The following is a 21,906-nucleotide window of genomic DNA, read 5'->3' as shown; positions in this document are numbered from 1 at the left end:
GGTGCTTTATGTCGAGCAAGAAAAAGTCGCTGGAGATTGAAACCCTGCGCGGCCTGGCCTGCCTGTTGCTGGTGCTTTATCACGTGATCGGGCCCCTGGGTGGCGGCTTGAAAATAGACGTGGGTTCGCCATTTCGGGTCATCGCCGACTCGATGGTCTACGTGCGCATGCCGCTGTTCACCTTTATCTCGGGCTACATCTATTCCCTGTACAAAATCCGCGGCAATGACTTCCCGGCCTACGTGAGCGGCAAGGTCCGGCGGCTGATCGTGCCGTTGTTTTGTGTGGGGGTTCCGTTCTCGGTGCTGCAAGCGGTCGGGCCCGGCGTGAACAAGGATGTAGGCGTGATCGATGCGTTGTTGTCGTTCTATGTGCCGGTCAACCACTTCTGGTTTTTGCAGGCGGTGTTCATCATTTTCATGTTTGTCGGTCTGCTGGAATGGCGCGAGTTGTTGCAGACAATGACGCGCCAGTACCTGTTGCTGGCGTTTGCGGCGGGGGTGTTTCTGCTGCCGCCCTTTGCGGTCGATGCGTTCGGTATTAATGGCGCGGTGTATCTGCTGCCGTTTTTTGTGCTGGGGATGATTGGTCATGAAAAGGTGACCGAGATCAGACAAACGTTCAGGGTGATCGGGCCGGTGGTGTTCGTGGTGATCTCGCTGGTGCTGCTGTATGTGGCGACGCTGGATCGCGGGTTGATCGTTGATCGCCGCAGCCTGGTCGGTTTGCTGGTAGGTTGTGTGTCTTGCATGGCGCTGCTGTCGAGTAACCTGCAGGCGCGATGGCTGATCTGGCTCGGTGGTTATTCCTACGCGATCTTTTTGTTTCATGTGCTGTTTGCCGCCACTTCGCGAGCCGTGCTGGGACGTCTGGGGGTTAACGAGGACGCCGTTCTAGTGCTTAGCGGCGTGGTCTGTGGCTTGCTGGGACCGGTGGTGTTGTCGAATATTTTCAGCCGGTTCAGCCTCACGTCCGTGCTGTTTCTGGGTGAGCGGGCAACACGTAAAAAGCCGCCGGCCGCCGTGGCGTCGGTGGCGCAATCCTGAAGGAAATGACGCATGGTTGCAGTTGATGATTTACATCCCGCAGCGGCTTCGGTGCTCGCAGTCGGTGACGCTCGCGAACGGTTTGCGCAGTGGCGCGAAGGCAAAGCGGGGAAGGTGTTGGCCATCTCGGTGATCGGCGACAGCTACAGCGCCGGGCAGGATTTTTATCTGAACAAGCTTGTCCAGCGGCTTACCCACAAGGCGGGTTTTGCCGGGCCGGGCTATGTCGGCTTCAATCATGGCGCGGCGCTCGGCGGCACCCACTACAAATACACCCGCAGCAGCGAAAAGTACTTCGGTGGTGATTGGGACGTGTCCGGTCTAGGCCAGGCCAGTCCCGACAGTCGCACCATAACGGGCCGGCCCGGTGCTTATCTGGAGATCGATGCCAAACCGACAACCGCCGTTGACACCTCGATCGCCCAGGCGAAATTGCTGTACCTGGGGGACGGGAAATCCAGCGAGGTGCGCTACCGCTGGACGGCATCAGACCCTTGGCATTCATTGCAGTTAGGCGGCTCAGGTGTTCAGGAAGTCCAGTTGCCCGGTTTTTCCGAACAGCCCGAGTGGGCGTTCCGGCTGGAAGTGGTCAAAGGCGCGCCAACCCTGTTTGGCTTGTGGATGAGCAATCAGCAGGGCGGTATCAGGGTGTCCAAGCTTGCGGCTTCCGGTGCGTCATCCGCGGATTTCTATCACAGCGATACTCAATGGCAGACGCAGTGGAAAGCCGTGGTGGCGAAGATTCCGGCGGACATTTACCTGATCATGCTGGGCGGCAACGACCAAGGGTTTGGCGTGAAACCGGAAACCTATCTGCAGAACATTCAAGGCCTGGTGCGGATGGTGCGCGAGGTTCATCCAAAGGCGAGCATCAACCTGATCCTGCGCCAGGACACAACACGCTCAAGCGCCTATCCGATGTCGGCTTATGCGCAGGTGCTGGAGCCCTGGGCGCGCGGTGAACATCTGGGGTACGCCAATATGCAGTGTGCGTTCGGCGCTGACGTCAAACGCTATGCCTTGGGCGGAGCTGCGCCGATGATTGGACCGGACAAGATTCATCCAATCCCGGGATCGGGAGGGCGGGTGATTGCCGATTATCTCTATAGCCTGATCGTCGCGCCGCACAACACCTGCCAGTGAGCTGAAACACAGAACCTGTAGGAGCGAGGCTTGCCCGCGAAGGCGGCGTATCAGTCGACATCATCGTTACTGACACACCGTCTTCGCGGGCAAGCCTCGCTCCTACAGGGATGGCGGCGTTTACCTGCTTCAGCGTATGCCCTTCTCAAAGCACTCCAACTGACTCAACAACTCCGCCGTCTTGAGCGGCATCAACTGCGGATCACAACGGGTTTCCACCGTGATGACGATGGCCGGATCGCTGCCGACAATGCGCGCCCGGAATCGCCAGTCACTGAAAATCACTTTCAGCCCGTTGCGCTCATCGACATCCAGCGCCTGCCGGGCGTACAGCGACTTCAGGTGGGCAAGGAGGGAATCAGGATCGCGAATCGGTCGGCGGATTTCCCCGGACGAAGGAAACACGCCGATGCGCTCCACCATCAGCAGGGAGCCGAGCCAGGTTTCAGTGGGGGAGGGCAACGACGGATTCAGTGACAACCAGGCCATCACCCCGACGTTACCCTGTTCAATGTCTGCCGAGTTTTTTGCAATGTTCATAGTGGCCTGCCTGAATGAAGAGTGGGCGACGGTGAAAAGGTTTGGTCAGAGGCCCTTGAGGTACAGGTGCTCGTAGCAAAAGTTGGTCGCGTCGAGATAACCTTCTGCGCCGCCGCAATCGAAGCGCAGGCCTTTGAACTTGTAGGCCAGGACACTGCCGTTTTGCGCCTGCTTCATCAGGGCGTCGGTAATCTGGATTTCCCCACCTTTGCCGGGCTGGGTATCGGCGAGCAGATCAAAGATATCGGGCGTCAGAATGTAGCGGCCGATGATTGCCAGGTTGGACGGGGCATCTACCGGGTTGGGTTTTTCAACCATGCTGCTGACTCGGTAGACGCCGTCGGCGATCAACTCGCCGGCGATCACCCCGTATTTGTGCGTCTGGTCCCGGGGCACCTCCTGAATGGCCACGATCGAGCAGCGATACTTCTTGTAGAGCTGGATCATTTGCGCGAGCACGCTATCGCCGTGCAGGTTCAGGCACAGGTCATCCGCCAGCGACACGGCGAAGGGTTCATCACCGATCAACGGACGGCCACTGAGAATCGCGTGACCCAAGCCCTTCATTTCGACCTGCCGGGTGTAGGAGAAGGTGCAGGTTTCGATCAGCTCGCGGGTGCCGGCCAGGAATTTCTCTTTATCGGTGCCACGAATCTGATGCTCCAGTTCATAGCTGATGTCGAAGTGATCTTCCAATGCGCGCTTGCCCCGACCGGTCACGAGGGCCATGTGTTGCAGACCGGCGTCCCGTGCTTCTTCTACCGCGTACTGGATCAATGGCTTGTTGACGATTGGCAGCATTTCCTTGGGCATGGCTTTAGTGGCCGGCAAGAAACGCGTGCCATAGCCCGCGGCGGGGAACAAACATTTACGAATCATAAAAGTATCCTGGAAGTCATTGATCACAACCCACTGCGGATGAAATAACTAGTGGCTGTAAGTTTCTTGAATAAGCGACTACTTTAATACCTGAGATAGGTTGTTAATGGCAATTAGTCTAAGGTTTATAACAACGGAATGTTATGAGTTGTCGGCCTGTAGTCCGTTAGTTATTTTTCGTCCGCATCTGTTGATAGTGATGAACGTTTCATAGTGCTAAATAAGTACCCAGTATGACTGTCTGGTCGAAGTAAATATTGATCGGCACACGTTATTGCGTACTTCACGACCCCCCACTATGGACCGCGCTATGAAGATTATGGTAACGGGTGGCACCGGATATATCGGTTCGCACACCACACTTGCGCTGCTTGAAGCGGGCTTTGATGTGGTGGTGCTGGATAATCTTTCCAACAGTTCCGACGCTGCGCTGCATGCCGTGGAAGCCATTTGCGGCAAACGTGCACTGATGATTCACGGGGATGTCTGCGACAGAGCCTTGCTCGACCGGATTTTTCAGCAGCACGCCATTGATGCGGTCCTGCATTTCGCCGGGCTCAAGGCGGTCGGCGAAAGCGTGCGCAAGCCGCTTGAGTATTACGAAGCCAACGTCGGCGGCAGCATCACGCTGTGTCAGGCGATGGCGGCGGCTGGCGTGTTTCGCCTGGTGTTCAGTTCATCGGCCACGGTCTATGGCGCGCCGGAGCAAATGCCGATCAGTGAGGACTTCCCCACCGGGAGCCCCACCAATCCCTACGGCCAATCCAAGTTGATCGTCGAAAACCTGCTGCGAGACCTGTGTCTGGCGGAGCCGCGCTGGAGCATTGCCCTGTTGCGCTACTTCAATCCGATCGGTGCGCATGACAGTGGCCACTTGGGTGAGGACCCCAATGGCGTCCCCAATAACCTGGTGCCTTACATCAGCCAGGTGGCGGTGGGCAGCCTGAAAGAGTTGTCGATCTTCGGTGACGATTACCCCACGGCGGATGGCACCGGTGTGCGTGACTATATCCATGTCGTGGATCTGGCCGAGGGGCATCTCAAGGCCTTGCAGTCGATTTCGCAAACTACCGGAATCAATATCTGGAATCTGGGCACGGGCGACGGTTACAGCGTGATGCAAGTGGTGCACGCGTTTGAGCAGGCGTCGGGACGACCGGTGCCTTATCGGATCTTGCCGCGCCGTTCGGGTGATGTCGCCGAGAGCCTGGCCGACCCCTCCAAGGCTGCCCGTGAACTGGGCTGGAAGGCGACGCGCAGTTTGCAGCAAATGATGACCGACACTTGGCGCTGGCAATCGAACCACCCGAAGGGTTACATCGGCTAAGTATTGATTCTGCTGAATGTTATAAACCGACAGCAATGTTAAGTAACGTCGGGAAATTAGGCTGGAGTTACTTCCGGCAAATCCGTAGATATAAACCCTGCCGTTCGACATCTATCAGTCACGTTTGACTGTGGATGAACAACGGATCTTGTTCGCACTTTTTGCGGCTTGATCTTTCCACCTCTAACTGAACGCTGTGTTTCTGACAGGGCCGAACGTTAGAAAGGAGTTGATATGAAAAAAGTGATGGCAATTGCCCTGTTGTCGATGTTTGGCAACTGGGCGTCCGCAGCGGAAGCACCGCTGACACAGGCAACTAATGTCGCCGGTAACGTAGCCGCTTCCCAAGCGCCTGCGGCCAGTACGGCGATGGTTGCGGGTGCAGTGGCTGCTTCCAACAGTGGTGGCAACGCCAATGGCGGAACTACCGGGACCACAGGTACTACCGGGACAACCGGCACCAGTAACTGAGTAACTCTGTAGGTGTAATACAAGGTCGCCCGATGAAAGTCGGGTGACCTTGTTTTTAGATTTGCCCTTGAATAGCGTAGTGCCATTATGACTCGTAGTTTTCCTTTTTTGCTGTTGGCAAGTATCGCTTTGCAAGGTTGCATGTTTTCTCCGGGGCAATACCTGAGCACCAGCGATATCACGCGCCAGGGGGCCAGCGAAAGCAGTCGCGTCGAGCTGATTCCGATCACGCCCAAGCTCATTGCGATGGACCGGGCCACGCAGAAACATGCGTCGCTGCCGGCGGAATTGCTGACCACCCCGGCCGAGTACCGCATCGGTAACAACGATGTCTTGTACATCACGGTCTGGGACCACCCCGAGCTGACCGCGCCTTCCGGCGCGCAACAGCAGATCGATGCCAACGGTCGCCTGGTGCGCTCCGATGGCACGCTGTATTACCCCTATATCAAGGAAGTCCAGGCCGCCGGCCGGACCATCCAGCAACTGCGCGCGGACATCTCCGAACGACTGTCGGCCTTCATTGCCGACCCGCAAGTGGATGTCGCGGTGTTGCGTTTTGCCAGTCAGAAAGTGGTGGTGTCGGGGGCGGTGGTGAAGGCCGGTCCGCAGCCGATTTCCACCAATCCGCTGAATGTGGTCGAAGCCCTCGGTACGGCTGGCATCGACCCGCAGAATGCGGATTTGTCCGGCCTGCTGCTGACGCGCAACGGGCGGGTCTATCCGCTGAACCTTGATGCGCTCAATCAACAGGATTCCGAGTTGCAGAGCGTCTACCTCAAGGGTGGCGATCAGTTGTACCTGCCGTACAACGACAACAAGCGCATCTACGTCATGGGCGAGGTCAATCAGCCCCGGGCGCTGACGTTCAAGACCGGCACCATGAACCTGTCCGATGTCCTCGGCTCGGTCGGCGGCTTGAGCCAGACCACCTCCAACGGCAACGCCGTGTACGTGATCCGTGGCGTGGAAAACCTGGATGTGGAACCGGCGAAAATCTACCAGTTGCAAGCCGAGTCGCCGACCGCCATGGCGCTCGCCACGCACTTCAATGTTCGGCCCCAGGACATCGTCTACGTCGGCCCCGCCAACGTGACGCGCTGGAACCGTTTCATCAGCCAATTGGTGCCTTCGGCGGCCATTCTCGGCGTGGGCGCTTCCTCGGCGAAGAACCTGAGTGAAGTCCGGGACAACGGTAAATAAGGTCAGGTCTGTGAAAACGTTGAAAGTTGGCGTCTGCGTGATAGCGGCCGTGGTGTTGTGTGGCTGTAACCCGCTGATGACCGCTTCCTTGGGCAACTTCAAGGCAGCGGTAATGGGCCCCGATGAACTGGAAGTCACGCCTGCCGAAGTGGCCCGGGTTGAGTTCCCTCAGCTTACTTTGACCACGCCGTCCGGCTCCGGGGTGTTGGCGATGGTGCGTGAGCGGGGCGACCTGCAGTTCTGGGTCGCGTCCGGCAAACAGGTGTTGCTGCTGCGCGATGGACTCGCGGTACGCAGCATCGGCCTGGGCGTCGAGGGCGATCTGGACGGCACGCGGCTGGCGGCGTCTTCGCCCTTCAAGCAAGGCCTGCAAAACCTGCCGGATGGCTACACCAGCCAGCGCTGGATTGATCTGTATCGAGGCAGCGAAACGGGCGTGACCTTGAACAGTCGATTCTCCCGAAAATCCATGGAAACCCTCGAAATCCTCAACAAGGAATATGCCGTGCTACGTGTCGATGAGCAGATTGACGCCCCGGCCATTGGCTTGCGGGCGACCAATCGTTATTGGGTCGATCCCGTTGACGGGTTCATTGTGCAAAGCGAGCAGCAACTGACCACGCGACTGCGGGTCAAGATCGTGCAATTGACCCCTGAGCGCAGGTTTGCCCGTTGAAGCGGTTACCGCTTCTATCGGCCTGCCTGCTGTTGATCGCCAGCGTGAGTCAGGCGGCGGTCACCGTCACTGGCGATGTGCAAGTCCCTGGGCCGGTCGAGCTGCCACCGGGGAGGCGGTTGTCGGACGTGATCAGCGTCGCCGTGCCCAATGCCGAAAGTTATTGGCTGGCCGCCGGGTTATTGCGCCAGTCGTTGCTGGAGGAACAGGCCCGACTCAAGACCGGGGTGCTGTTCGACTTGCAGGTGTTGCGGCGTGAAGCCTTGATCTTCGACAGGCCGGGCCGGGCGGATTTGGCGACGCGTCTGTTTGAACAAGTCAGCGCCATGCCGGTCACCGGGCGCGAGGTCACGGTTCTGGACCCGGTGGCGATTGAGGTCGGGTTCGCCCGAAACGTGCGTCTGAGCGACGGCGATCGCCTGATCTATCCGATGCGCGTCGATGAGGTTGAAGTGCTCGGCGCTGTCGTCGAACCCTGTCGGTTGCCTCATGTGGTCGGGCAGGAGGCCCGGGATTACCTGCAAGGGTGCGCAATCCTGGGCGATGCCGAGGCCGATTATCTGTGGCTGATCCAGCCCAATGGTGTCACCCGACAAGTCGGCATCGCGCCGTGGAATCGTGAGCGCGGACAGGTGCCTGCCGCTGGCAGCAAGATCCTGGTTCCGCTCAAAAACGATGATCTGGATCCGCCTATCCCTGAACTGAATCAGCAGTTGGCCGAATTTCTTGCCACGCAATTGGCTGAGGTGGTTCATTGAATTTACGTTTTGCAGCCGTGTTGTTATTGCCCTGCGGACTGGCCCATGCCGAGCCGCGTCTGACCCAGAATGATTTCGGTGGCGTCGGCTTGTGGCAGACGCCCACCGCCCGAATGTCCCCGGCCGGTGAGTTGAGCGTGAACGCCAACCGCACCGAGCCCTATAGTCGCTACAGCGTGGCGCTTCAGCCGTTCGACTGGCTGGAAGGCGCGTTTCGCTACACCTCCATCACCAACCGCCCTTATGGCCCGGAGTCGCTGAGTGGCGGCCAGAGCTATAAGGATAAGGCGGTCGATCTCAAAGTCCGGTTGTGGCAGGAAACCCATTGGGCGCCCGACGTGGCGTTGGGATTCCGAGACATCGGTGGTACCGGCCTGTTCTCCAGTGAGTTCCTGGTGGCCAACAAGCGCTATGACGATTTTGATTTCAGTGCCGGCATTGCCTGGGGTTACCTGGGCAATCGCGGCGACTTCGACAACCCGGCGGGCTGGCTCGATGATCGTTTCAAGACCCGACCGAACATGGAAGGCACCGGTGACGTCAACGCCGGCGCCTACTTTCGCGGCAAGCCTTCGTTGTTCGGCGGCGTGACCTACCAGACACCTTGGGACCGGCTCAGCCTGAAGCTTGAGTACGAAGGCAACGACTATAAGCACGAGCCAAAGGACAACGTGATCAAACAGGATTCACCGATCAACCTTGGCGCCGTGTTCAAGGTGACCGACTCGCTGGACGTGAGTGCGGCGTGGGAGCGGGGCAACACCGCGATGTTTGGCCTGACTTTTCACACCAATTTCGTCAGCCGCAAGGCCCCGGCCAAGCGTTTCGATCCGCCAGCCGAGCCATTGCCGGCCAAGGCCCCGGCCGTCGCAATGGAAGAGGTCAATTGGCCCGATGTGTCCCGGCGTCTGCAGCAAAATGCCGGCTACAAAGTCGAGCGCATCAGCCAGCGCGGCTCCGAGCTGATCGTCTACGGTGAGCAGGGCCGCTATTTTCATTCGGCCAAAGCGGTCGGTCGGGCCAGCCGGATTCTGGACAATAGCGTCAACGCCGATATCGACTGGTTCACCTTGGTGAACAAGCGCTACGACTTGCCGCTGGAAGAAACCAGCGTGCCTCGGCAAACCTTTCGCGAAGTGCTCAACAACGAAGAACCACTGCAAGCGTTGCACCGCACCACCGAGATCAATCCGGCGATGCCGCACAACGAGAAGACCCTCTACACCGAAGCCCGCGACCCTTTCAGCTACGGCGCCGGGCTGGGCTTCAAACAGAACGTTGGCGGCCCTGACGGCTTTTTCTATCAATTCAGTGCCGACGCGGATGCCGAGTATCGCTTCAACCGCAACACCTGGTGGAGCGGCCTGCTCAGCGCCAATTTGCTGAACAACTTCGACGGCTTCAAATACGACGCACCCAGTGGTTTGCCACGGGTGCGCACGGACTTGCGCCAGTACCTGACCACCTCGGAAGTGACCATGCCGCTGTTCCAGGTCAGCCACGCCGAGCAGTTGGACAAAGACCTGTATGGCATGGTCTACGGCGGCTATCTGGAATCGATGTTTGCCGGTGTGGGCGGCGAAGTGCTGTTTCGCCCGGCAGGCCAGCGCTGGTCGGTGGGCGCGGATTTGAACTACGTGCGTCAGCGCGAATTCGACCAGGGCTTCGGGCTGCGGGACTACTCGGTGATCACCGGCCATATCACTGGCTATACCGATTTGCCCTACGACACCCTGGCTGCGGTCAGCGTTGGACGTTACCTGGCGGGGGATTGGGGCACCACGGTCGATCTCTCGCGGGAATTCTCCAACGGCGTGCGGTTCGGGGCGTGGGCGACGATCACTACCGCCACCGGCGCGCAGTATGGCGAAGGTAGCTTCGACAAGGGGCTGTACCTGTCCATTCCGTTCGACGAATTAATGAGTATGTCGACCATGCGCCGCGCCAACCTCGTCTGGTCGCCCCTGACCCGGGACGGCGGCGCACGGCTCAATCGCAGCTTCCAACTGCACTCGATGACCGACAGCCGCGACAACGACATGTTCTACCGCAACTTCGAGAAGATCACCGAGTAACGATCGGGCCCTGTGGGAGCGGGCTTGCTCGCGAAGGCGGTGTGTCAGTCAACTTATATGTCGATTGACAAGGCCTCTTCGCGAGCAGGCTCGCTCCCACAGGGATTTGTGCATGGACATAAGTTGATGAACAACGCTGAACTCTTGTGGGAGCGAGCCTGCTCGCGAATGAGTCATCAGGCTCACCGGCTAATCCCAGCCACAAAAAAGGGGACTTTCGTCCCCTTGTGGTGTTGCTGTTTCAGCCGTCACGCCATCAATAGATGTCCTTCGAGAGCAAGGTGAAGGGCGTCTTCACCAGGATCTTCAGGTCCAGCCACAACGACCAGTTATTGATGTACTTGAGGTCGATCTCGACGCGCTTCTGCATCTTGTCGATGGTGTCAGTCTCGCCGCGGCAACCATTGATTTGCGCCAGCCCGGTAATCCCCGGCTTGATTCGGTGGCGAGCCATGTAGGCCAGAATCTTCCCCGAATAGTAGTGGTTGTGGGCGACAGCATGAGGACGGGGCCCGACCAGCGCCATATGCCCTTGCAGCACATTGAACAGTTGCGGCAGTTCGTCCAGCGAAGTGCGGCGGATAAAGCGGCCGACGGCGGTGATGCGCGAATCGTTGCGGCTGGCCTGTTTAACTTCGTGATCGTCGTGGACCCGCATCGAGCGAAACTTCCAGACCTGGATCACCTTGCCATTCCAGCCATGGCGGTCCTGTTTGAAGAACACCGGGCCGGGTGAGCTGAGCTTCACGGCCAGGGCAATCACCGCCAGCACCGGGCTCAACAGGATGATTGCCAACAGTGCCACGCTTTTTTCCACCAAGCTCTTGCTCAGGGCCGCGGTGGGCTGGCTGGTCAGCGGACTTTCATTCAGATAGATCGCCGGCAGACCGTCCACGACCCGCACCGAGTGATTGAGCAGCGTCAGACAGTTCAAGTCCGGGACCCAGACCACGTCCACATTGGCACCCAGCAAATCGACGTACATGGCTTCGATTTTTGCCGCTTCGCTCAGCGGCAGGGTGATGTACAAGCGTCGAATGTCATGGAAACTGATCAGCTCCAAAAGATCTTCCTGCACCCCAACGATGTGAGGGGCGCCCGGCTCCAGCGGGGCAACGGCGCCCGTGCTGACCAGGCCCACCAACGGCAGGTTTTCGACACTGCTCAACTTCTTGGCCAGGCCAAGCGCCAACTCGCCCGTCCCGACGATCAGGGTTCGATGCTCGCTCTTTCGTGACCGCTGATAGTACTTGGAGAACCCGTGCAAGGGCGCGTAGAGCAGCGCCTGCCCAAGGAATCCGTACACCGCCCAACTGAGAATCACCTGCCGCGAAAACAGTTCGTCGGCCTTGCAGACAAAGGCCATGCAGGCCAGCGCAGCCATGGTCATGGACCAACCCATGAACAGGCGTCCCAATCCCGTCAGATAGTTGTCTCTTTTTCGATATACGCCGCTGAACGTGTAGGCCGGCACCGAGGCCAGTACGGCTAATGCCGCGCACACTCGGTAATAGAACTCGACCGCTCCGGTATGCTGCTCAGCGAGTATGAACAGCAATGAAACGGCAAAGCCCTGTGCCAGCGCCCATTGACCCCAAAAGGTCAGTCCCTTGAGGCCGGTATTTCGATTGATACGAAGAGTAAGATCCATGCGATATCCCCAAAAGACGTCCATTCAGGTATCGACAGTCGATCCGCGAGTTGTTTAAGCAGGATTGTTATTGTTTTAACTAATGCCCTGGGACTAACAACGTCGAGTGATCGAACTGTCGTCAGTCAATAGATTAAGTTATTGGTGGGGAGGGCTGTCTGACGAGTTCTAACAAGATGGCCAAGTGCCAAGTTTCTCGTGAGGAAGTGCTGGATGTTAGAAAAGGTCGATGTCTTGGTTATAGCAGGGGGTGGGGCGGGAATAACAAACAAAGTGCACTTTTTATTGTTGTAATAGCACTGTCATGTGTTTGTTCTGAGGAGGTCAGGCGTGATGAGGCTCTGATACAACTTCCTGGATAAGGCAATAGCCGCGATTTCTCACCGCGCGGAACAGTCGTTCACCTTTGCTGGCACTTTTGAACTTGTCTTGCAAACGACTCAAGCACATTTCAAGGCCGCGATACTGTTCCGGCTCTCGACCGATGCTTAGAATCAGATCATCTCGACTGACAACACGATCTTCATGGTGGAGCATCTTCTTGACGAGGGCGGCTTCCAGTCCGGTGAGGTTGATCTCGACGTTTTCCTTGATCAACACGCTTTGATTATTATCGAGTTGCCACGCTTCGCTGTAAGGCTCGTTGTCCCCGTCTTCCCGGGGTATTTCACTGAGTTCGGTTTGACTGGACAACGCGACGGGTCGCGCCCCGGATTGCGCCGCCAACCATTCCGCTTCCAGGGTGGCCAAAATATTTTGTGTTTCATGTTCGATTGTGTGGGCGACATTTTTCCTTGTCCCACTGGGGTAGGTGAATTCCATCAGCACGGGGGCGCAAGAGGGCGGGGCAACACCTTCGATAAACATTTGTGCCTGGGAAGTACCAAACGAGTTGAAGCGCTCGCTGGACAGTATGGTCTCGAGCTCACGCTGGCAAGTTGTGCTGTGAGTCACGACAACAAAATATTTTCTGGGGAGGGTTGTACTGATTTCCACGTCTCTCTCCTAAAGTAGTCACCAAAGTCGGTTAAAGATGATCGGCAGGGGAGTAATAACTCCCTTGAAAGTAATCAAAGGGCAGCGCCCGGGCCAATGAATGGCCTTCGATATGCTCTACTCGATCGGCAATAAAAGAAATCTTGTTGTTATGGGTCAGTGTCACCATGCGGTCATGGAGTCGATTGAAAAACTCAGGGTTACTATTGAGTTTCAAACACTGGTCCAGGGATTCAATGGATACCTTGATGTAGTTAAACAGATTCAGGGTACTGAAGCGTGTTAGTGCTTCCCGCTGGAGGTTGTAGTCATCCAGTGCGATTTCTATACCATGATCTTTCAAGTGATACATATGATAAATAATGTTTTTTTTATATTTGGAATCTACTTCCCAGAATGGTTGCCCCTTGAGTGACACGACCAATGTGTGGCCGAGATCGCGCAGGTTGTTGCCAGACCGGATCAGCTCGTCGGCCAGCGCGAAGCTGGCAAGGCTCGGTTCAGACAGGCACAGGAACGTTCGGTTCAGATATTTTCCCGGGTTGTGTAAGCGGTGGTCCTTCTGGGGGGATGGTTCCCGGTGCACGGGCACCAATGGAGCGCCACTGTGCTCACACAATTGACCCGCCTGCGTCGTCCACGACGACGGAGCGGGAAGGGGACGGGTCTTTATCTCACTGGCGAACGGACGAGCATCACGTGACAGGATCAGTTGCCGGGTGAGAGAGCGATGCGGGGCCTTTACGGGTGAGGTGCCTCCAGTCGCATTCATGCAACAACTCCTTTCCATAGGTGAATCAGGCGGTCGAGATCAGACCCCTCATCAGACGGTATCCATACCCACGAATGCTTTGAATGGCATTAGTGCCATACATGCCTTTGATCTTTCCGCGAAGTCGACTGATCGATTTCTCCAACGCCCTGGGGTCATAGAAATTGGTGTTCAGCCCCATGATTCTGGCGATTTCATCGTGACTCAAGATGTGGTTGCTGGTTTGCGCAAATGCCTCGAGGATTTTCATTTCTGCAAACGAGATCTCCAGCTTCTTGCGAGTGCCCATCAGGCAAATACGCGTGGGGTCCAACACCAGGTTGACTTCCCGTTGCCACTCTTCGCTGCTGAAAAACTCGGACAGAAACTCAGTGCTATCGTCGGACAATGTATTGATCTTGATGCAGCAGTCGGCGCCGGCAAGATAATATTTCATCTTGTTGTACGCGCCGCGGCCCGTGATAACCGCACATATGATTGGATTTAAGTTGGTGGAGCGAAGTTTTTCCACCAGCGCCAGGCTCTCATCAAATGCGTGAGGGCTGTCGATAATGATGAAGATGGCACGATACAAATCCGCGTGTTCATTCTTCTTATGTAAATTAGTGTAAGCGCTAGCATCAAGCGCTATATCGGAGTGCACATGCCTTGCGACTAATGCTCTAAAGTTTTCGGCCACGCTGCGGGTACGGCCCAAGGTGAGAACACCGGGTTCCTCATTTGTCGCGCGCTGGCTTCTAGTCGCTAATGTCCCTGTAAGCATCATGCTTTTTGACTCGAATGGGTGCTGACATCAGGATGTTAAAGCACCGGTTCTCATCTGTGACTGACAATTGGTAACATTCAAAACGCATTTCAGACCCGACAATCGGAGTTTTCTAACATAAACAAAGGTTTTTGAGCCTTTAGTTGCTTCTCGCAGCCATCTGAACTAACGAAATGGCCTTCTTGGATGATGGCTATGTGCAATGGTGCCACTATTTTTAGTCGATGGCGATTCGTTTTTGCACTCAAAAGGCCATCACTGTCTTGAGTGGCGATTCCGGGGTATTGATCCTTAGTATGTGCGCCGCGTCACGTTTTGCTGATGCGCCATCTGTACTGGCTGCACCGGTGTTTTCTGATCATTCGTCAGCCGGACGATTATTAACAAGTATTGAGTGTGTGGTTTCATAAGTCCTATTATCCACCGGTGCCCTCCGCCAAATGACCATGAATGACCAGTGTTTAAGAAGGCGTTGAGTGTCTGTTTGTTGTTTAAATGTTTAATAAGATCATTGGACGTTCAATAAGAACGGCCCGACGGAGGATTGATGGAGTTTTTGACCCTTGTACAGGTATTGGTTTTAGGCGCAGTAGAAGGGTTGACAGAGTTCTTGCCCATCTCCAGTACCGGTCACCAGGTTATTGTTGCGGACTTGTTGGGCTTTGGTGGCGAACGCGCCATGGCGTTTAATATCATTATTCAACTGGGCGCCATACTGGCCGTGGTCTGGGAGTTTCGTCCTAAAATATTCGAGATCGTCAAAGGCCTGCCAACTCAACGTAATGCGCAGCGTTTTACATTGAACTTGCTGATTGGCTTTCTTCCAGCCGTTGTCTTGGGTGTGTTATTCGCCGATAAGATTCATGAGTATTTGTTTAATCCGATAACCGTCGCGGTCGCTCTGGTTATCGGCGGGATCATCATGTTGTGGGCCGAGCAGCGGGAGCATGTGGTACACGTCGAACATGTCGATGACATGCGCTGGCCGGATGCGTTGAAGGTAGGTTTCGCGCAGTGCCTGGCGATGATCCCGGGCACGTCCCGCTCAGGATCGACCATCATCGGCGGTTTGCTGTTTGGACTGTCGCGCAAGGCCGCGACCGAGTACTCGTTTTTCCTGGCGATGCCAACCATGGTCGGCGCCGCCGTATATTCCGGCTACAAATACCGCGATCTGTTCCAGGCCAACGACTTGCCGGTATTTGCACTGGGTTTCGTCACCGCGTTCATTTTCGCGATGATCGCCGTGCGCGGTTTGCTCAAGTTCATCGCCAGCCACAGCTACGCGGCCTTCGCCTGGTATCGGATTGTCTTCGGCTTACTGATTTTGGCGACGTGGGTGTTCGGCTGGGTGAATTGGACGGCGGCCACAGCGGCCTGACCCTACACAGCTGAAAGGAGGGGGTTAGCGCCCCTCCAGCAACTGCGCCGCCTGATCCAGCAACACCAAAGGCTCTTTCGCCTTGTGAATATCCACCGACAACAACTGCCGAAACTTGCGCGCCCCCGGGAACCCGGTGCCCAGCCCCAACACATGCCGGGTGATATGGTGCATCGAACCACCCGCCTCAATATGCGCCGCTATATAAGGCCGCAACTGCGCCAACGCCTCGGCCCGAGTGATCACCGGCGCCGTACTGCCGAACAGTTGCTGATCCACCTCCGCCATCACATAAGGATTGTGATACGCCTCACGACCCAGCATCACGCCGTCAAACGTCTGCAAATGCTCGTGACACGCCTCCAGCGTCTTGATCCCGCCGTTGAGAACAATCTCCAATTCCGGAAAATCTTTCTTCAACTGCGCCGCCACGTCATACCGCAACGGCGGAATGTCCCGATTCTCCTTCGGCGACAACCCCTCCAGAATCGCAATCCGCGCATGCACCGTAAAACTCGTACACCCCGCATCCCGAACCGTACCGACGAAATCACACAACTGCGCGTAACTGTCCCGCCCATTAATCCCGATCCGATGCTTCACCGTCACCGGAATCGAAACCGCATCACGCATCGCCTTCACACAATCCGCCACCAACTGCGGATGACCCATCAGCACTGCGCCGATCATGTTGTTCTGAACACGATCGCTTGGACAGCCGACGTTCAAATTGACCTCATCGTAGCCGTGGTCCTGGGCCATGCGGGCGCAGGCGGCCAGGTCCAGAGGGACGCTGCCACCGAGTTGCAGGGCGAGCGGGTGTTCGGCTTCGTTGTGGCGCAGGAAACGGTCGTGATCGCCGTTGAGGAGCGCGCCGGTGGTGACCATCTCGGTATAGAGGAGGGCGTTTTTGGATAGGAGGCGTAGGAAAAAGCGGCAGTGCCTATCAGTCCAATCCATCATCGGGGCGACGGAGAAGCGGCGGGAGAGAAGGGCGGGTGTGGCGGTGATTGGGGGCATTGGCGGTTTTGGACTGGGTAGGGCTGGGAGGTGGGGAGTTTATCAGGATTGGGTGGAGGGGGGCGGGCGGGTCTTGGGCGTTGATGCGCATGGCGTGAATGGCAGATATAAATCTGTCCCGATTTTTCTGTTGCCTGACTCGTCAGGTTTCCAAGCCCGGTCGCTGAATGTGGAGCGACGTCAGGAAATTATCCCGTCGGAGATATGGCCAACAAGGAGGTCGCCAGGCCAAAAGCACAGCAACGTACCCTCTTACGCAACTCTCGGATTTTGCCTACAACTTCATCCAGAGTCACCCAGATATTCTGATCGCCGTGCAGCACAACATCTGAATGCTAGGCATGCAAAGACTGTTCAGCTGCCAGGTCGGAGGTGCCTGTCGGAAGCTTTTTATTTTCGGTTTTTTTTCGGCTAGTCCAAAAAATCCGGCCTCTCGATTTTTCAGGTAAGCAGCGTTTTTTCCTAGGTACGTATTGGATGTTTTTCCTCATGCATCGGCGGTGCGATCCGCGGTTGTTTACCCTTTGCTCGGTATCATGATTCAATACCATGAATAACAAACAGATCAGCACCCTTAAAGCGGTATTTGCAAGGCCAACCCCAGCCACGCTGGAGTGGGTCCGCATAGAATCATTGTTCGGTGCCGCCGGGGCCAAGACCATTGAAGGCAACGGGTCGCGGGTACGCTTTGAACTGAATGGTGTGGTCGCCACATTTCACCGACCCCACCCAGACAAGGACGCGAAGCCTTATCAGGTTCGTGATGCCCGGGTTTTCCTTGAACAAGCTGGAGTCACACCGTGAACGTTATGAATTACCAAGGCTATGCCGCCCGAATTGAATACAGCGACGAGGATGGCCTGTTTATTGGGCATATCGCGGGCATCAAAGATGTCGTCGGATTTCATGGCGAATCAGTGCGCGAGCTTCGAGAAGCATTTGAAGAGGCCGTTACTGATTATCTTGAGACATGCGCCAAGCTCGGACGCGAACCGCAGAAACCCTACTCGGGCAAGCTCAGTTTGCGTTTGGCACCGGCTCTTCACGCTGTCGTCGCCGTGAAAGCGCAGTTGGCCCACAAGAGTATTAATCAGTGGGTTGCTGATGTTCTTGATCGCGAGGCGCATGCCTGACAGCAAGTTATCTGTAAACGCTCAGTTAGTGCCATGCGGAGGCTGTTTTCAGAGGCTATAACCGCATGGTCATTCCACTCACTGCGTTGTCTTCACCCCAGAAACCCCCGCCATCGTCCCACTCCCACAATTAACATACGAAGAAGTCTTCAACCACCGCTGATCCGGGTAATAAGAAAACAACAACTGCCCATCCTTCATCGAATCAATCAACCGATGCGCAATCGCCGGCCTCACCGCCGGGCATCCCAGGCTGCGCCCAATCCGCCCATTAATCTTCGCCAATTTGGGACTGACATACGGCGCGCCATGAATCACGATCGCCCGGTCAAACGCATTGTCATTAAACCCAGGCTCCAGCCCCTCCATGCGCAACGAATATCCGTTTTGCCCCACATAACTGGACTGGGTGCGGTATAAGCCAAGGCTGGTGGCGAAGCTTTCGTTTTGGTTGGAGAAGTTGACGGCCATGTTTTCGCCGCTGTTGCGGCCGTGGGCGACGAGTTCATGAAACAGCAGTTTGCGTTTCTTTAAATCGAACACCCACAGGCGTTGTTCGGTCGAAGGCAGGGAGTAATCGATGACGGCGAGCCTTTGCACAGGGGCCGTGCCTTGGGCGATGCTGCATTGCGTGGCGCGCACGGCCAGGCCAATGACTTTGGCGTTAGCACCGGGGGCCGCTTTGGCGAGGGCGGCGGCGAGCGAATCGGCGTAGGCTACGGGTAATGACGTTACCGTCAGCAGCAGGGCCGAGCATAGAAAGCCAAAGCGGTTTAGCGCCATAGAGATGTCTCATTAAGTTATTTCGAGTTTAGCAGGGCAAACGACAAGTGCTGAACGCACGAGATTAAGGATTATCCATGAGGCAACTATCAAGGTTATTCGTCATAAGCCATGTCTTTTTTATGGGCTTTCTGATCAGCGGTGCAGCCTTCGCTGAAACTTCGCCGATTGCGGAGGAAACTCCGTCGATCAGCATGATTGAAGCAATACCCGACGATAACGTCGCCCAGGAGATTCATTCGGTGCTGGAGCCGATGATCTCGGCGTTTCCGCCGCTGCAAACCCGGCCGCGTCATCAGCGTATCGACGTTAATCGCGTGGTCCTGGATTTTTATACCCATCGCCAGTTCCGAGCGGCCTGGACCAATCCGGACGATGTCACCCAGTTGCTGAAAAGCCTCAACGACACGCAAGTCGATGGCCTGGAGCCGACGGATTTTCGTGGCGATGATCTGGCCATGGCCCAGGCGTCGATGCAAAACACCTCGCCGACCCCGGCCCAGCAAGCCGCCTTCGATCTCGCGGCCACCCGCACTTACCTGACGGCATTGCTGCAGTTGCGTCGGGGCAAGGTCGATCCGGCGCGTTTGGACATGCATTGGAATTTCGACATTACCGGCGCCGATCCCCGGGACGATGTGGAGAATTTCTTCACCGCGCTGGACACCCATGACGTTGCCCGCGCCTTTGCTCAGGCGCCGCCGCAAGAGGCGGTGTATGTCGGTTTGCGTCAAGCCTTGGCGCAGTTGCGCGCGATACGCGACCGGGGCGGTTGGCCGAAGGTTGCTGCCGGGGAGTCGCTCAAGCCGGGGATGGACGGCCCTGCGGTGGCGCAGTTGCGCGCTCGCTTGGCGGCGGGTGGTTATCTGGATTCGAAGCACAGCAAGAACAATGATTACGACGATGCCGTGATTGCTGCTGTGAAGAAGTATCAAACCGAGCAATACCTGGGCGCAGACGGTGTGGCCGGGGCGACGACGCTTGCGGCGTTGAACGTACCGGTACAGGCGCGCATCGATCAGGTGCGGGTCAACATGGAACGGGCGCGTTGGCTGCTTTATAAGCTGCAGGGCACGTTCGTCATTGTTGATATCGCCGGTTACAAAGTGGCGCTGTATCGCGATGGCCTGCCGGTCTGGCGCTCGCGGGTGCAGGTCGGTAAGCCGTTTCGCAGTACGCCGATCTTTCAGGCCGAGATTACTTACGTCACGTTCAATCCGACCTGGACCGTGCCGCCGACGATTTTGAAAGAAGATGTATTACCGAAGATCCTGAGCAACCCGAATTACCTCAGCGCCAACCGCATCCGTCCGCTGGATCGGGAAGGGAACGTGCTTGATCCGTCGACCATCGACTGGAGCAACCCGCGGGGCATCACCTTGCGTCAGGACGCCGGGCCGGAAAACTCCTTGGGCCAGGTGGTTATCCGCTTCCCCAATGACTACGCGATTTATCTGCACGACACGCCGCACCGTGACCTGTTCGCGAAGAATGTCCGCGCCACCAGTTCGGGTTGTATCCGGGTGGAGAATCCATTGCAGTTGGTGGAGTTGCTGTTTAACGATCCGGTGCGCTGGAACAGCGCCGGGATTCAAAAGCAACTGGCCAATGGCAAGACCGAGAACATTCGTCTGCCGGTGAAAGTGCCGGTGTTGTTGGCGTACTGGACGGTGGACATGGGCAATAATGGACGGGTGGCGTTTAAACCGGACGTGTATGGCTACGATGATCCGGTGTTGAAAGCGTTGAATCTGCCGGCGAAGCTGCCAGCGCTGGATTTGCAGGCGGCGGCGGGGCAGGGCAGGCTCTGACTCCCTTGTAGGAGCTGCCGAAGGCTGCGATCTTTTGATCTTGATCTTTTCAATACCCATGAAGATTAAAAGCAAGATCAAAAGATCGCAGCCTTCGGCAGCTCCTACAGGGGCATGTTTGATTGCTTCAGGCGCCATTCCTGAGTAACTGCCCAAGCGCCTCCAACTCACCTTTCTCCACATCCGAAACCATCACAAACCGCATGTGATTCTCCTCCCACGACACCACGTTAAAACCCCGAATCGCCCGCGTCTGCGGCGGTTTGTCCGCTTCAGTCGTCGGCAGGATAAACACGTTGATGATGTGCTTCGCCCGCCCATAAGTCAGCGCCGCCGTGGTCTGATGTTGCAGATAATCCAACCGCCCGCCCAGCAACGGAAAGCCTTGCGCCGCGTAATCGAACACCGGTGGTGAGAAATCGAGTTTGCCGGTGAACCAGGGCTTCACCGTGTGGCGGTCAGACGACACCACATCGTTCAAATGCTCGCCCATCAACGAACGAACATGGCTCGACACGGCCTCATCCATCAGCGGTTGTTCACTGCCTGGCGTCGCCACAAAAAGCACCATCGCCAAGGCCAATGCTGCCGCTGAAAAGGCCGGTGCGAACCATTTTCGCCAGCGTTCGACCGTGCTGGTCCTGGGCGTAACAGGGGCAAAAACGTTGGCGGTCAACGAGGCAGGCGCCGCGTAATACGGCGCATGCCGCTTCACGCTGACCGTCAGCAACCGCGCCTCATCCAGCAACCGCGCGCACTCGGCACACTTGGTCAGATGCCCAGCCACATCCGCCATCATTGCCGGATCAAGTTCCTTGTCCAGGTAGCCATGGATCAGCGTCTGGCAAGCCGTGCAGTCGAGTTCATTCATGATCGTGCATCTTCAGCAGTTCGAGTTTGAGCATGGCGCGGGCCCGGGCGAGTCTCGACATGACGGTGCCGATGGGGATGTCGACCACCAGGGCGATGTCCTTGTAAGGCATGTCTTCGAGCTCCTTCAGAATTATTACCTCGCGAAACGCTGGCGGCAGGGCACTCAGGGCTTGCTGGATCAGCACCCCGTTTTCCGTGTGAATGGCCAGCAGTTCCGGGGTTTGGCTGTGGCTCAGCGCCGGGTCGTCGTCGGGGAGTTCATCGCCGATGGCGACCCAACGATGGCCGGCCGACGCCTTCAGCCAGGTGTAGCTTTCGTTACGCACGATGGTCAGGAACCAGGCTTTCGGATTGCCGTCGGCGAAGCGGTGCAGGAACCGAAACGCGCGCAGGGCGGCTTCCTGCACAACATCGCGCGCAGCGCTGTCGTTACCGGTGAGCCAGCGCGCGAGGTTATAGGCCGCGTCCATGTGCGGCGCAAACAGCTCCTCAAATCGCTTCATAGTGTTTTCCGTACCTTCACCCCCCTATAACTGTGATGCGCTGTGTTTTATTCCCGGGAAAAAACTTATTTTTCGACGCGGAATAAAGACCCGTCCTAC

At 56.8% G+C, this 21,906-nt stretch carries 22 protein-coding genes; 12 read left to right on the top strand and 10 right to left on the bottom strand.

The window, feature by feature from the left end; translation table 11 throughout:
• The first annotated feature begins 8 nt into the window (after nucleotides 1–8).
• Together BK667_RS26100 and BK667_RS26095 are read left to right on the top strand one after the other, a co-directional pair.
• Nucleotides 9–1,046, top strand: coding sequence for an acyltransferase family protein (locus tag BK667_RS26100; RefSeq protein ID WP_123599333.1), 1,038 nt, complete (start codon nucleotides 9–11; stop codon nucleotides 1,044–1,046).
• Nucleotides 1,047–1,058: 12 nt separating this feature from the next.
• Nucleotides 1,059–2,189 (top strand): SGNH/GDSL hydrolase family protein, encoded by a 1,131-nt coding sequence (locus BK667_RS26095; RefSeq protein ID WP_123599332.1) that lies wholly within the window; start codon nucleotides 1,059–1,061, stop codon nucleotides 2,187–2,189.
• Nucleotides 2,190–2,318: 129 nt separating this feature from the next.
• Here BK667_RS26095 and BK667_RS26090 read toward each other — a convergent pair whose 3' ends face one another.
• Together BK667_RS26090 and galU are read right to left on the bottom strand one after the other, a co-directional pair.
• On the bottom strand, nucleotides 2,319–2,729 hold the full coding sequence (locus tag BK667_RS26090) for a phosphohexomutase domain-containing protein (protein ID WP_123512317.1): 411 nt from the start codon (nucleotides 2,727–2,729) through the stop codon (nucleotides 2,319–2,321).
• A 45-nt stretch (nucleotides 2,730–2,774) separates the two neighbouring features.
• The gene (galU, locus tag BK667_RS26085; protein WP_123599331.1) at nucleotides 2,775–3,608 is read right to left on the bottom strand and encodes a UTP--glucose-1-phosphate uridylyltransferase GalU; all 834 of its coding nucleotides are present in this window, start codon (nucleotides 3,606–3,608) and stop codon (nucleotides 2,775–2,777) included.
• 310 nt (nucleotides 3,609–3,918) lie between these two features.
• Here galU and galE point away from each other — a divergent pair, with 310 nt between their 5' ends.
• The 6 genes from galE (at nucleotide 3,919) to BK667_RS26055 (ending at nucleotide 10,118) form a co-directional block, all read left to right on the top strand.
• Nucleotides 3,919–4,935 (top strand): UDP-glucose 4-epimerase GalE, encoded by a 1,017-nt coding sequence (gene galE, locus BK667_RS26080; RefSeq protein WP_123599330.1) that lies wholly within the window; start codon nucleotides 3,919–3,921, stop codon nucleotides 4,933–4,935.
• Nucleotides 4,936–5,169: 234 nt separating this feature from the next.
• Nucleotides 5,170–5,406, top strand: coding sequence for a hypothetical protein (locus BK667_RS26075; RefSeq protein WP_123403467.1), 237 nt, complete (start codon nucleotides 5,170–5,172; stop codon nucleotides 5,404–5,406).
• Between the two features lie 87 nt (nucleotides 5,407–5,493).
• Nucleotides 5,494–6,609: a polysaccharide biosynthesis/export family protein gene (locus BK667_RS26070; RefSeq protein ID WP_259698192.1), complete on the top strand. Its 1,116-nt coding sequence runs from the start codon at nucleotides 5,494–5,496 to the stop codon at nucleotides 6,607–6,609.
• A 10-nt stretch (nucleotides 6,610–6,619) separates the two neighbouring features.
• Nucleotides 6,620–7,285, top strand: a complete 666-nt coding sequence (locus BK667_RS26065; RefSeq protein WP_123512323.1) for a YjbF family lipoprotein — start codon at nucleotides 6,620–6,622, stop codon at nucleotides 7,283–7,285.
• Nucleotides 7,282–8,043 (top strand): capsule biosynthesis GfcC family protein, encoded by a 762-nt coding sequence (locus BK667_RS26060; protein ID WP_123599329.1) that lies wholly within the window; start codon nucleotides 7,282–7,284, stop codon nucleotides 8,041–8,043. Before BK667_RS26065 ends, BK667_RS26060 begins: the two co-directional genes overlap by 4 nt.
• Nucleotides 8,040–10,118, top strand: a complete 2,079-nt coding sequence (locus tag BK667_RS26055; protein ID WP_123599328.1) for a YjbH domain-containing protein — start codon at nucleotides 8,040–8,042, stop codon at nucleotides 10,116–10,118. The genes BK667_RS26060 and BK667_RS26055 overlap by 4 nt, the downstream gene beginning before the upstream one ends.
• Before the next feature lie 256 nt (nucleotides 10,119–10,374).
• Here the strand turns inward: BK667_RS26055 and BK667_RS26045 are convergent, their stop codons facing one another.
• The 4 genes from BK667_RS26045 to BK667_RS26030 form a co-directional block, all read right to left on the bottom strand.
• Nucleotides 10,375–11,769, bottom strand: a complete 1,395-nt coding sequence (locus tag BK667_RS26045) for an undecaprenyl-phosphate glucose phosphotransferase (protein WP_123512329.1) — start codon at nucleotides 11,767–11,769, stop codon at nucleotides 10,375–10,377.
• 324 nt (nucleotides 11,770–12,093) lie between these two features.
• Nucleotides 12,094–12,765 carry a winged helix-turn-helix domain-containing protein gene (locus tag BK667_RS26040; RefSeq protein WP_123512331.1) on the bottom strand — a complete coding sequence of 224 codons (672 nt, stop codon included), beginning with the start codon at nucleotides 12,763–12,765 and terminating at the stop codon, nucleotides 12,094–12,096.
• 31 nt (nucleotides 12,766–12,796) lie between these two features.
• The gene (locus tag BK667_RS26035; RefSeq protein WP_123599327.1) at nucleotides 12,797–13,537 is read right to left on the bottom strand and encodes an EAL domain-containing protein; all 741 of its coding nucleotides are present in this window, start codon (nucleotides 13,535–13,537) and stop codon (nucleotides 12,797–12,799) included.
• Nucleotides 13,538–13,562: 25 nt separating this feature from the next.
• On the bottom strand, nucleotides 13,563–14,303 hold the full coding sequence (locus BK667_RS26030) for a winged helix-turn-helix domain-containing protein (protein WP_123512335.1): 741 nt from the start codon (nucleotides 14,301–14,303) through the stop codon (nucleotides 13,563–13,565).
• Between the two features lie 547 nt (nucleotides 14,304–14,850).
• Here BK667_RS26030 and BK667_RS26025 point away from each other — a divergent pair.
• Nucleotides 14,851–15,684 carry an undecaprenyl-diphosphate phosphatase gene (locus BK667_RS26025; RefSeq protein ID WP_123599326.1) on the top strand — a complete coding sequence of 278 codons (834 nt, stop codon included), beginning with the start codon at nucleotides 14,851–14,853 and terminating at the stop codon, nucleotides 15,682–15,684.
• A 24-nt stretch (nucleotides 15,685–15,708) separates the two neighbouring features.
• Here the strand turns inward: BK667_RS26025 and dusA are convergent, their stop codons facing one another.
• Nucleotides 15,709–16,704 carry a tRNA dihydrouridine(20/20a) synthase DusA gene (dusA, locus tag BK667_RS26020; RefSeq protein ID WP_123599325.1) on the bottom strand — a complete coding sequence of 332 codons (996 nt, stop codon included), beginning with the start codon at nucleotides 16,702–16,704 and terminating at the stop codon, nucleotides 15,709–15,711.
• Between the two features lie 549 nt (nucleotides 16,705–17,253).
• On the opposite strand from dusA, the gene BK667_RS26015 reads away from it, so the two are divergent.
• Both BK667_RS26015 and BK667_RS26010 read left to right on the top strand, forming a co-directional pair.
• Nucleotides 17,254–17,508: a type II toxin-antitoxin system HicA family toxin gene (locus BK667_RS26015; RefSeq protein WP_123599324.1), complete on the top strand. Its 255-nt coding sequence runs from the start codon at nucleotides 17,254–17,256 to the stop codon at nucleotides 17,506–17,508.
• Nucleotides 17,505–17,837 (top strand): type II toxin-antitoxin system HicB family antitoxin, encoded by a 333-nt coding sequence (locus tag BK667_RS26010; protein WP_123512440.1) that lies wholly within the window; start codon nucleotides 17,505–17,507, stop codon nucleotides 17,835–17,837. The genes BK667_RS26015 and BK667_RS26010 overlap by 4 nt, the downstream gene beginning before the upstream one ends.
• Nucleotides 17,838–17,915: 78 nt before the next feature.
• Here BK667_RS26010 and BK667_RS26005 read toward each other — a convergent pair whose 3' ends face one another.
• Entirely contained in the window at nucleotides 17,916–18,620 is a 705-nt protein-coding gene (locus BK667_RS26005; protein ID WP_123512442.1) for a murein L,D-transpeptidase catalytic domain family protein, read from the bottom strand.
• 77 nt (nucleotides 18,621–18,697) lie between these two features.
• On the opposite strand from BK667_RS26005, the gene BK667_RS26000 reads away from it, so the two are divergent.
• Nucleotides 18,698–20,431, top strand: coding sequence for a L,D-transpeptidase family protein (locus BK667_RS26000; protein ID WP_123599323.1), 1,734 nt, complete (start codon nucleotides 18,698–18,700; stop codon nucleotides 20,429–20,431).
• A gap of 127 nt (nucleotides 20,432–20,558) precedes the next feature.
• Here the strand turns inward: BK667_RS26000 and BK667_RS25995 are convergent, their stop codons facing one another.
• Together BK667_RS25995 and BK667_RS25990 are read right to left on the bottom strand one after the other, a co-directional pair.
• Nucleotides 20,559–21,302, bottom strand: coding sequence for an anti-sigma factor family protein (locus BK667_RS25995; RefSeq protein WP_123599322.1), 744 nt, complete (start codon nucleotides 21,300–21,302; stop codon nucleotides 20,559–20,561).
• Complete coding sequence (locus BK667_RS25990) at nucleotides 21,295–21,807, bottom strand: sigma-70 family RNA polymerase sigma factor (protein ID WP_123512452.1); 513 nt, start codon at nucleotides 21,805–21,807, stop codon at nucleotides 21,295–21,297. Before BK667_RS25990 ends, BK667_RS25995 begins: the two co-directional genes overlap by 8 nt.
• Between the last annotated feature and the right edge of the window lie 99 nt (nucleotides 21,808–21,906).

It is taken from the genome of Pseudomonas frederiksbergensis, from assembly GCF_003732705.1.
GTDB lineage: Bacteria > Pseudomonadota > Gammaproteobacteria > Pseudomonadales > Pseudomonadaceae > Aquipseudomonas > Aquipseudomonas frederiksbergensis_F.
Note: the sequence above shows the minus strand (reverse complement) of the source record. Positions and strands in the feature narration are given on the sequence as shown.

Coding starts and splice junctions, on each gene's coding strand:
- BK667_RS26100 (WP_123599333.1), top strand. CDS start 9: ATGTCGAGCAAGAAAAAGTCGCTGGAGATTGAAACCCTGCGCGGCCTG.
- BK667_RS26095 (WP_123599332.1), top strand. CDS start 1,059: ATGGTTGCAGTTGATGATTTACATCCCGCAGCGGCTTCGGTGCTCGCA.
- BK667_RS26090 (WP_123512317.1), bottom strand. CDS start 2,729: ATGAACATTGCAAAAAACTCGGCAGACATTGAACAGGGTAACGTCGGG.
- galU (WP_123599331.1), bottom strand. CDS start 3,608: ATGATTCGTAAATGTTTGTTCCCCGCCGCGGGCTATGGCACGCGTTTC.
- galE (WP_123599330.1), top strand. CDS start 3,919: ATGAAGATTATGGTAACGGGTGGCACCGGATATATCGGTTCGCACACC.
- BK667_RS26075 (WP_123403467.1), top strand. CDS start 5,170: ATGAAAAAAGTGATGGCAATTGCCCTGTTGTCGATGTTTGGCAACTGG.
- BK667_RS26070 (WP_259698192.1), top strand. CDS start 5,494: ATGACTCGTAGTTTTCCTTTTTTGCTGTTGGCAAGTATCGCTTTGCAA.
- BK667_RS26045 (WP_123512329.1), bottom strand. CDS start 11,769: ATGGATCTTACTCTTCGTATCAATCGAAATACCGGCCTCAAGGGACTG.
- BK667_RS26035 (WP_123599327.1), bottom strand. CDS start 13,537: ATGAATGCGACTGGAGGCACCTCACCCGTAAAGGCCCCGCATCGCTCT.
- BK667_RS26030 (WP_123512335.1), bottom strand. CDS start 14,303: ATGATGCTTACAGGGACATTAGCGACTAGAAGCCAGCGCGCGACAAAT.
- BK667_RS26025 (WP_123599326.1), top strand. CDS start 14,851: ATGGAGTTTTTGACCCTTGTACAGGTATTGGTTTTAGGCGCAGTAGAA.
- dusA (WP_123599325.1), bottom strand. CDS start 16,704: ATGCCCCCAATCACCGCCACACCCGCCCTTCTCTCCCGCCGCTTCTCC.
- BK667_RS26015 (WP_123599324.1), top strand. CDS start 17,254: ATGAATAACAAACAGATCAGCACCCTTAAAGCGGTATTTGCAAGGCCA.
- BK667_RS26005 (WP_123512442.1), bottom strand. CDS start 18,620: ATGGCGCTAAACCGCTTTGGCTTTCTATGCTCGGCCCTGCTGCTGACG.
- BK667_RS26000 (WP_123599323.1), top strand. CDS start 18,698: ATGAGGCAACTATCAAGGTTATTCGTCATAAGCCATGTCTTTTTTATG.
- BK667_RS25995 (WP_123599322.1), bottom strand. CDS start 21,302: ATGAATGAACTCGACTGCACGGCTTGCCAGACGCTGATCCATGGCTAC.
- BK667_RS25990 (WP_123512452.1), bottom strand. CDS start 21,807: ATGAAGCGATTTGAGGAGCTGTTTGCGCCGCACATGGACGCGGCCTAT.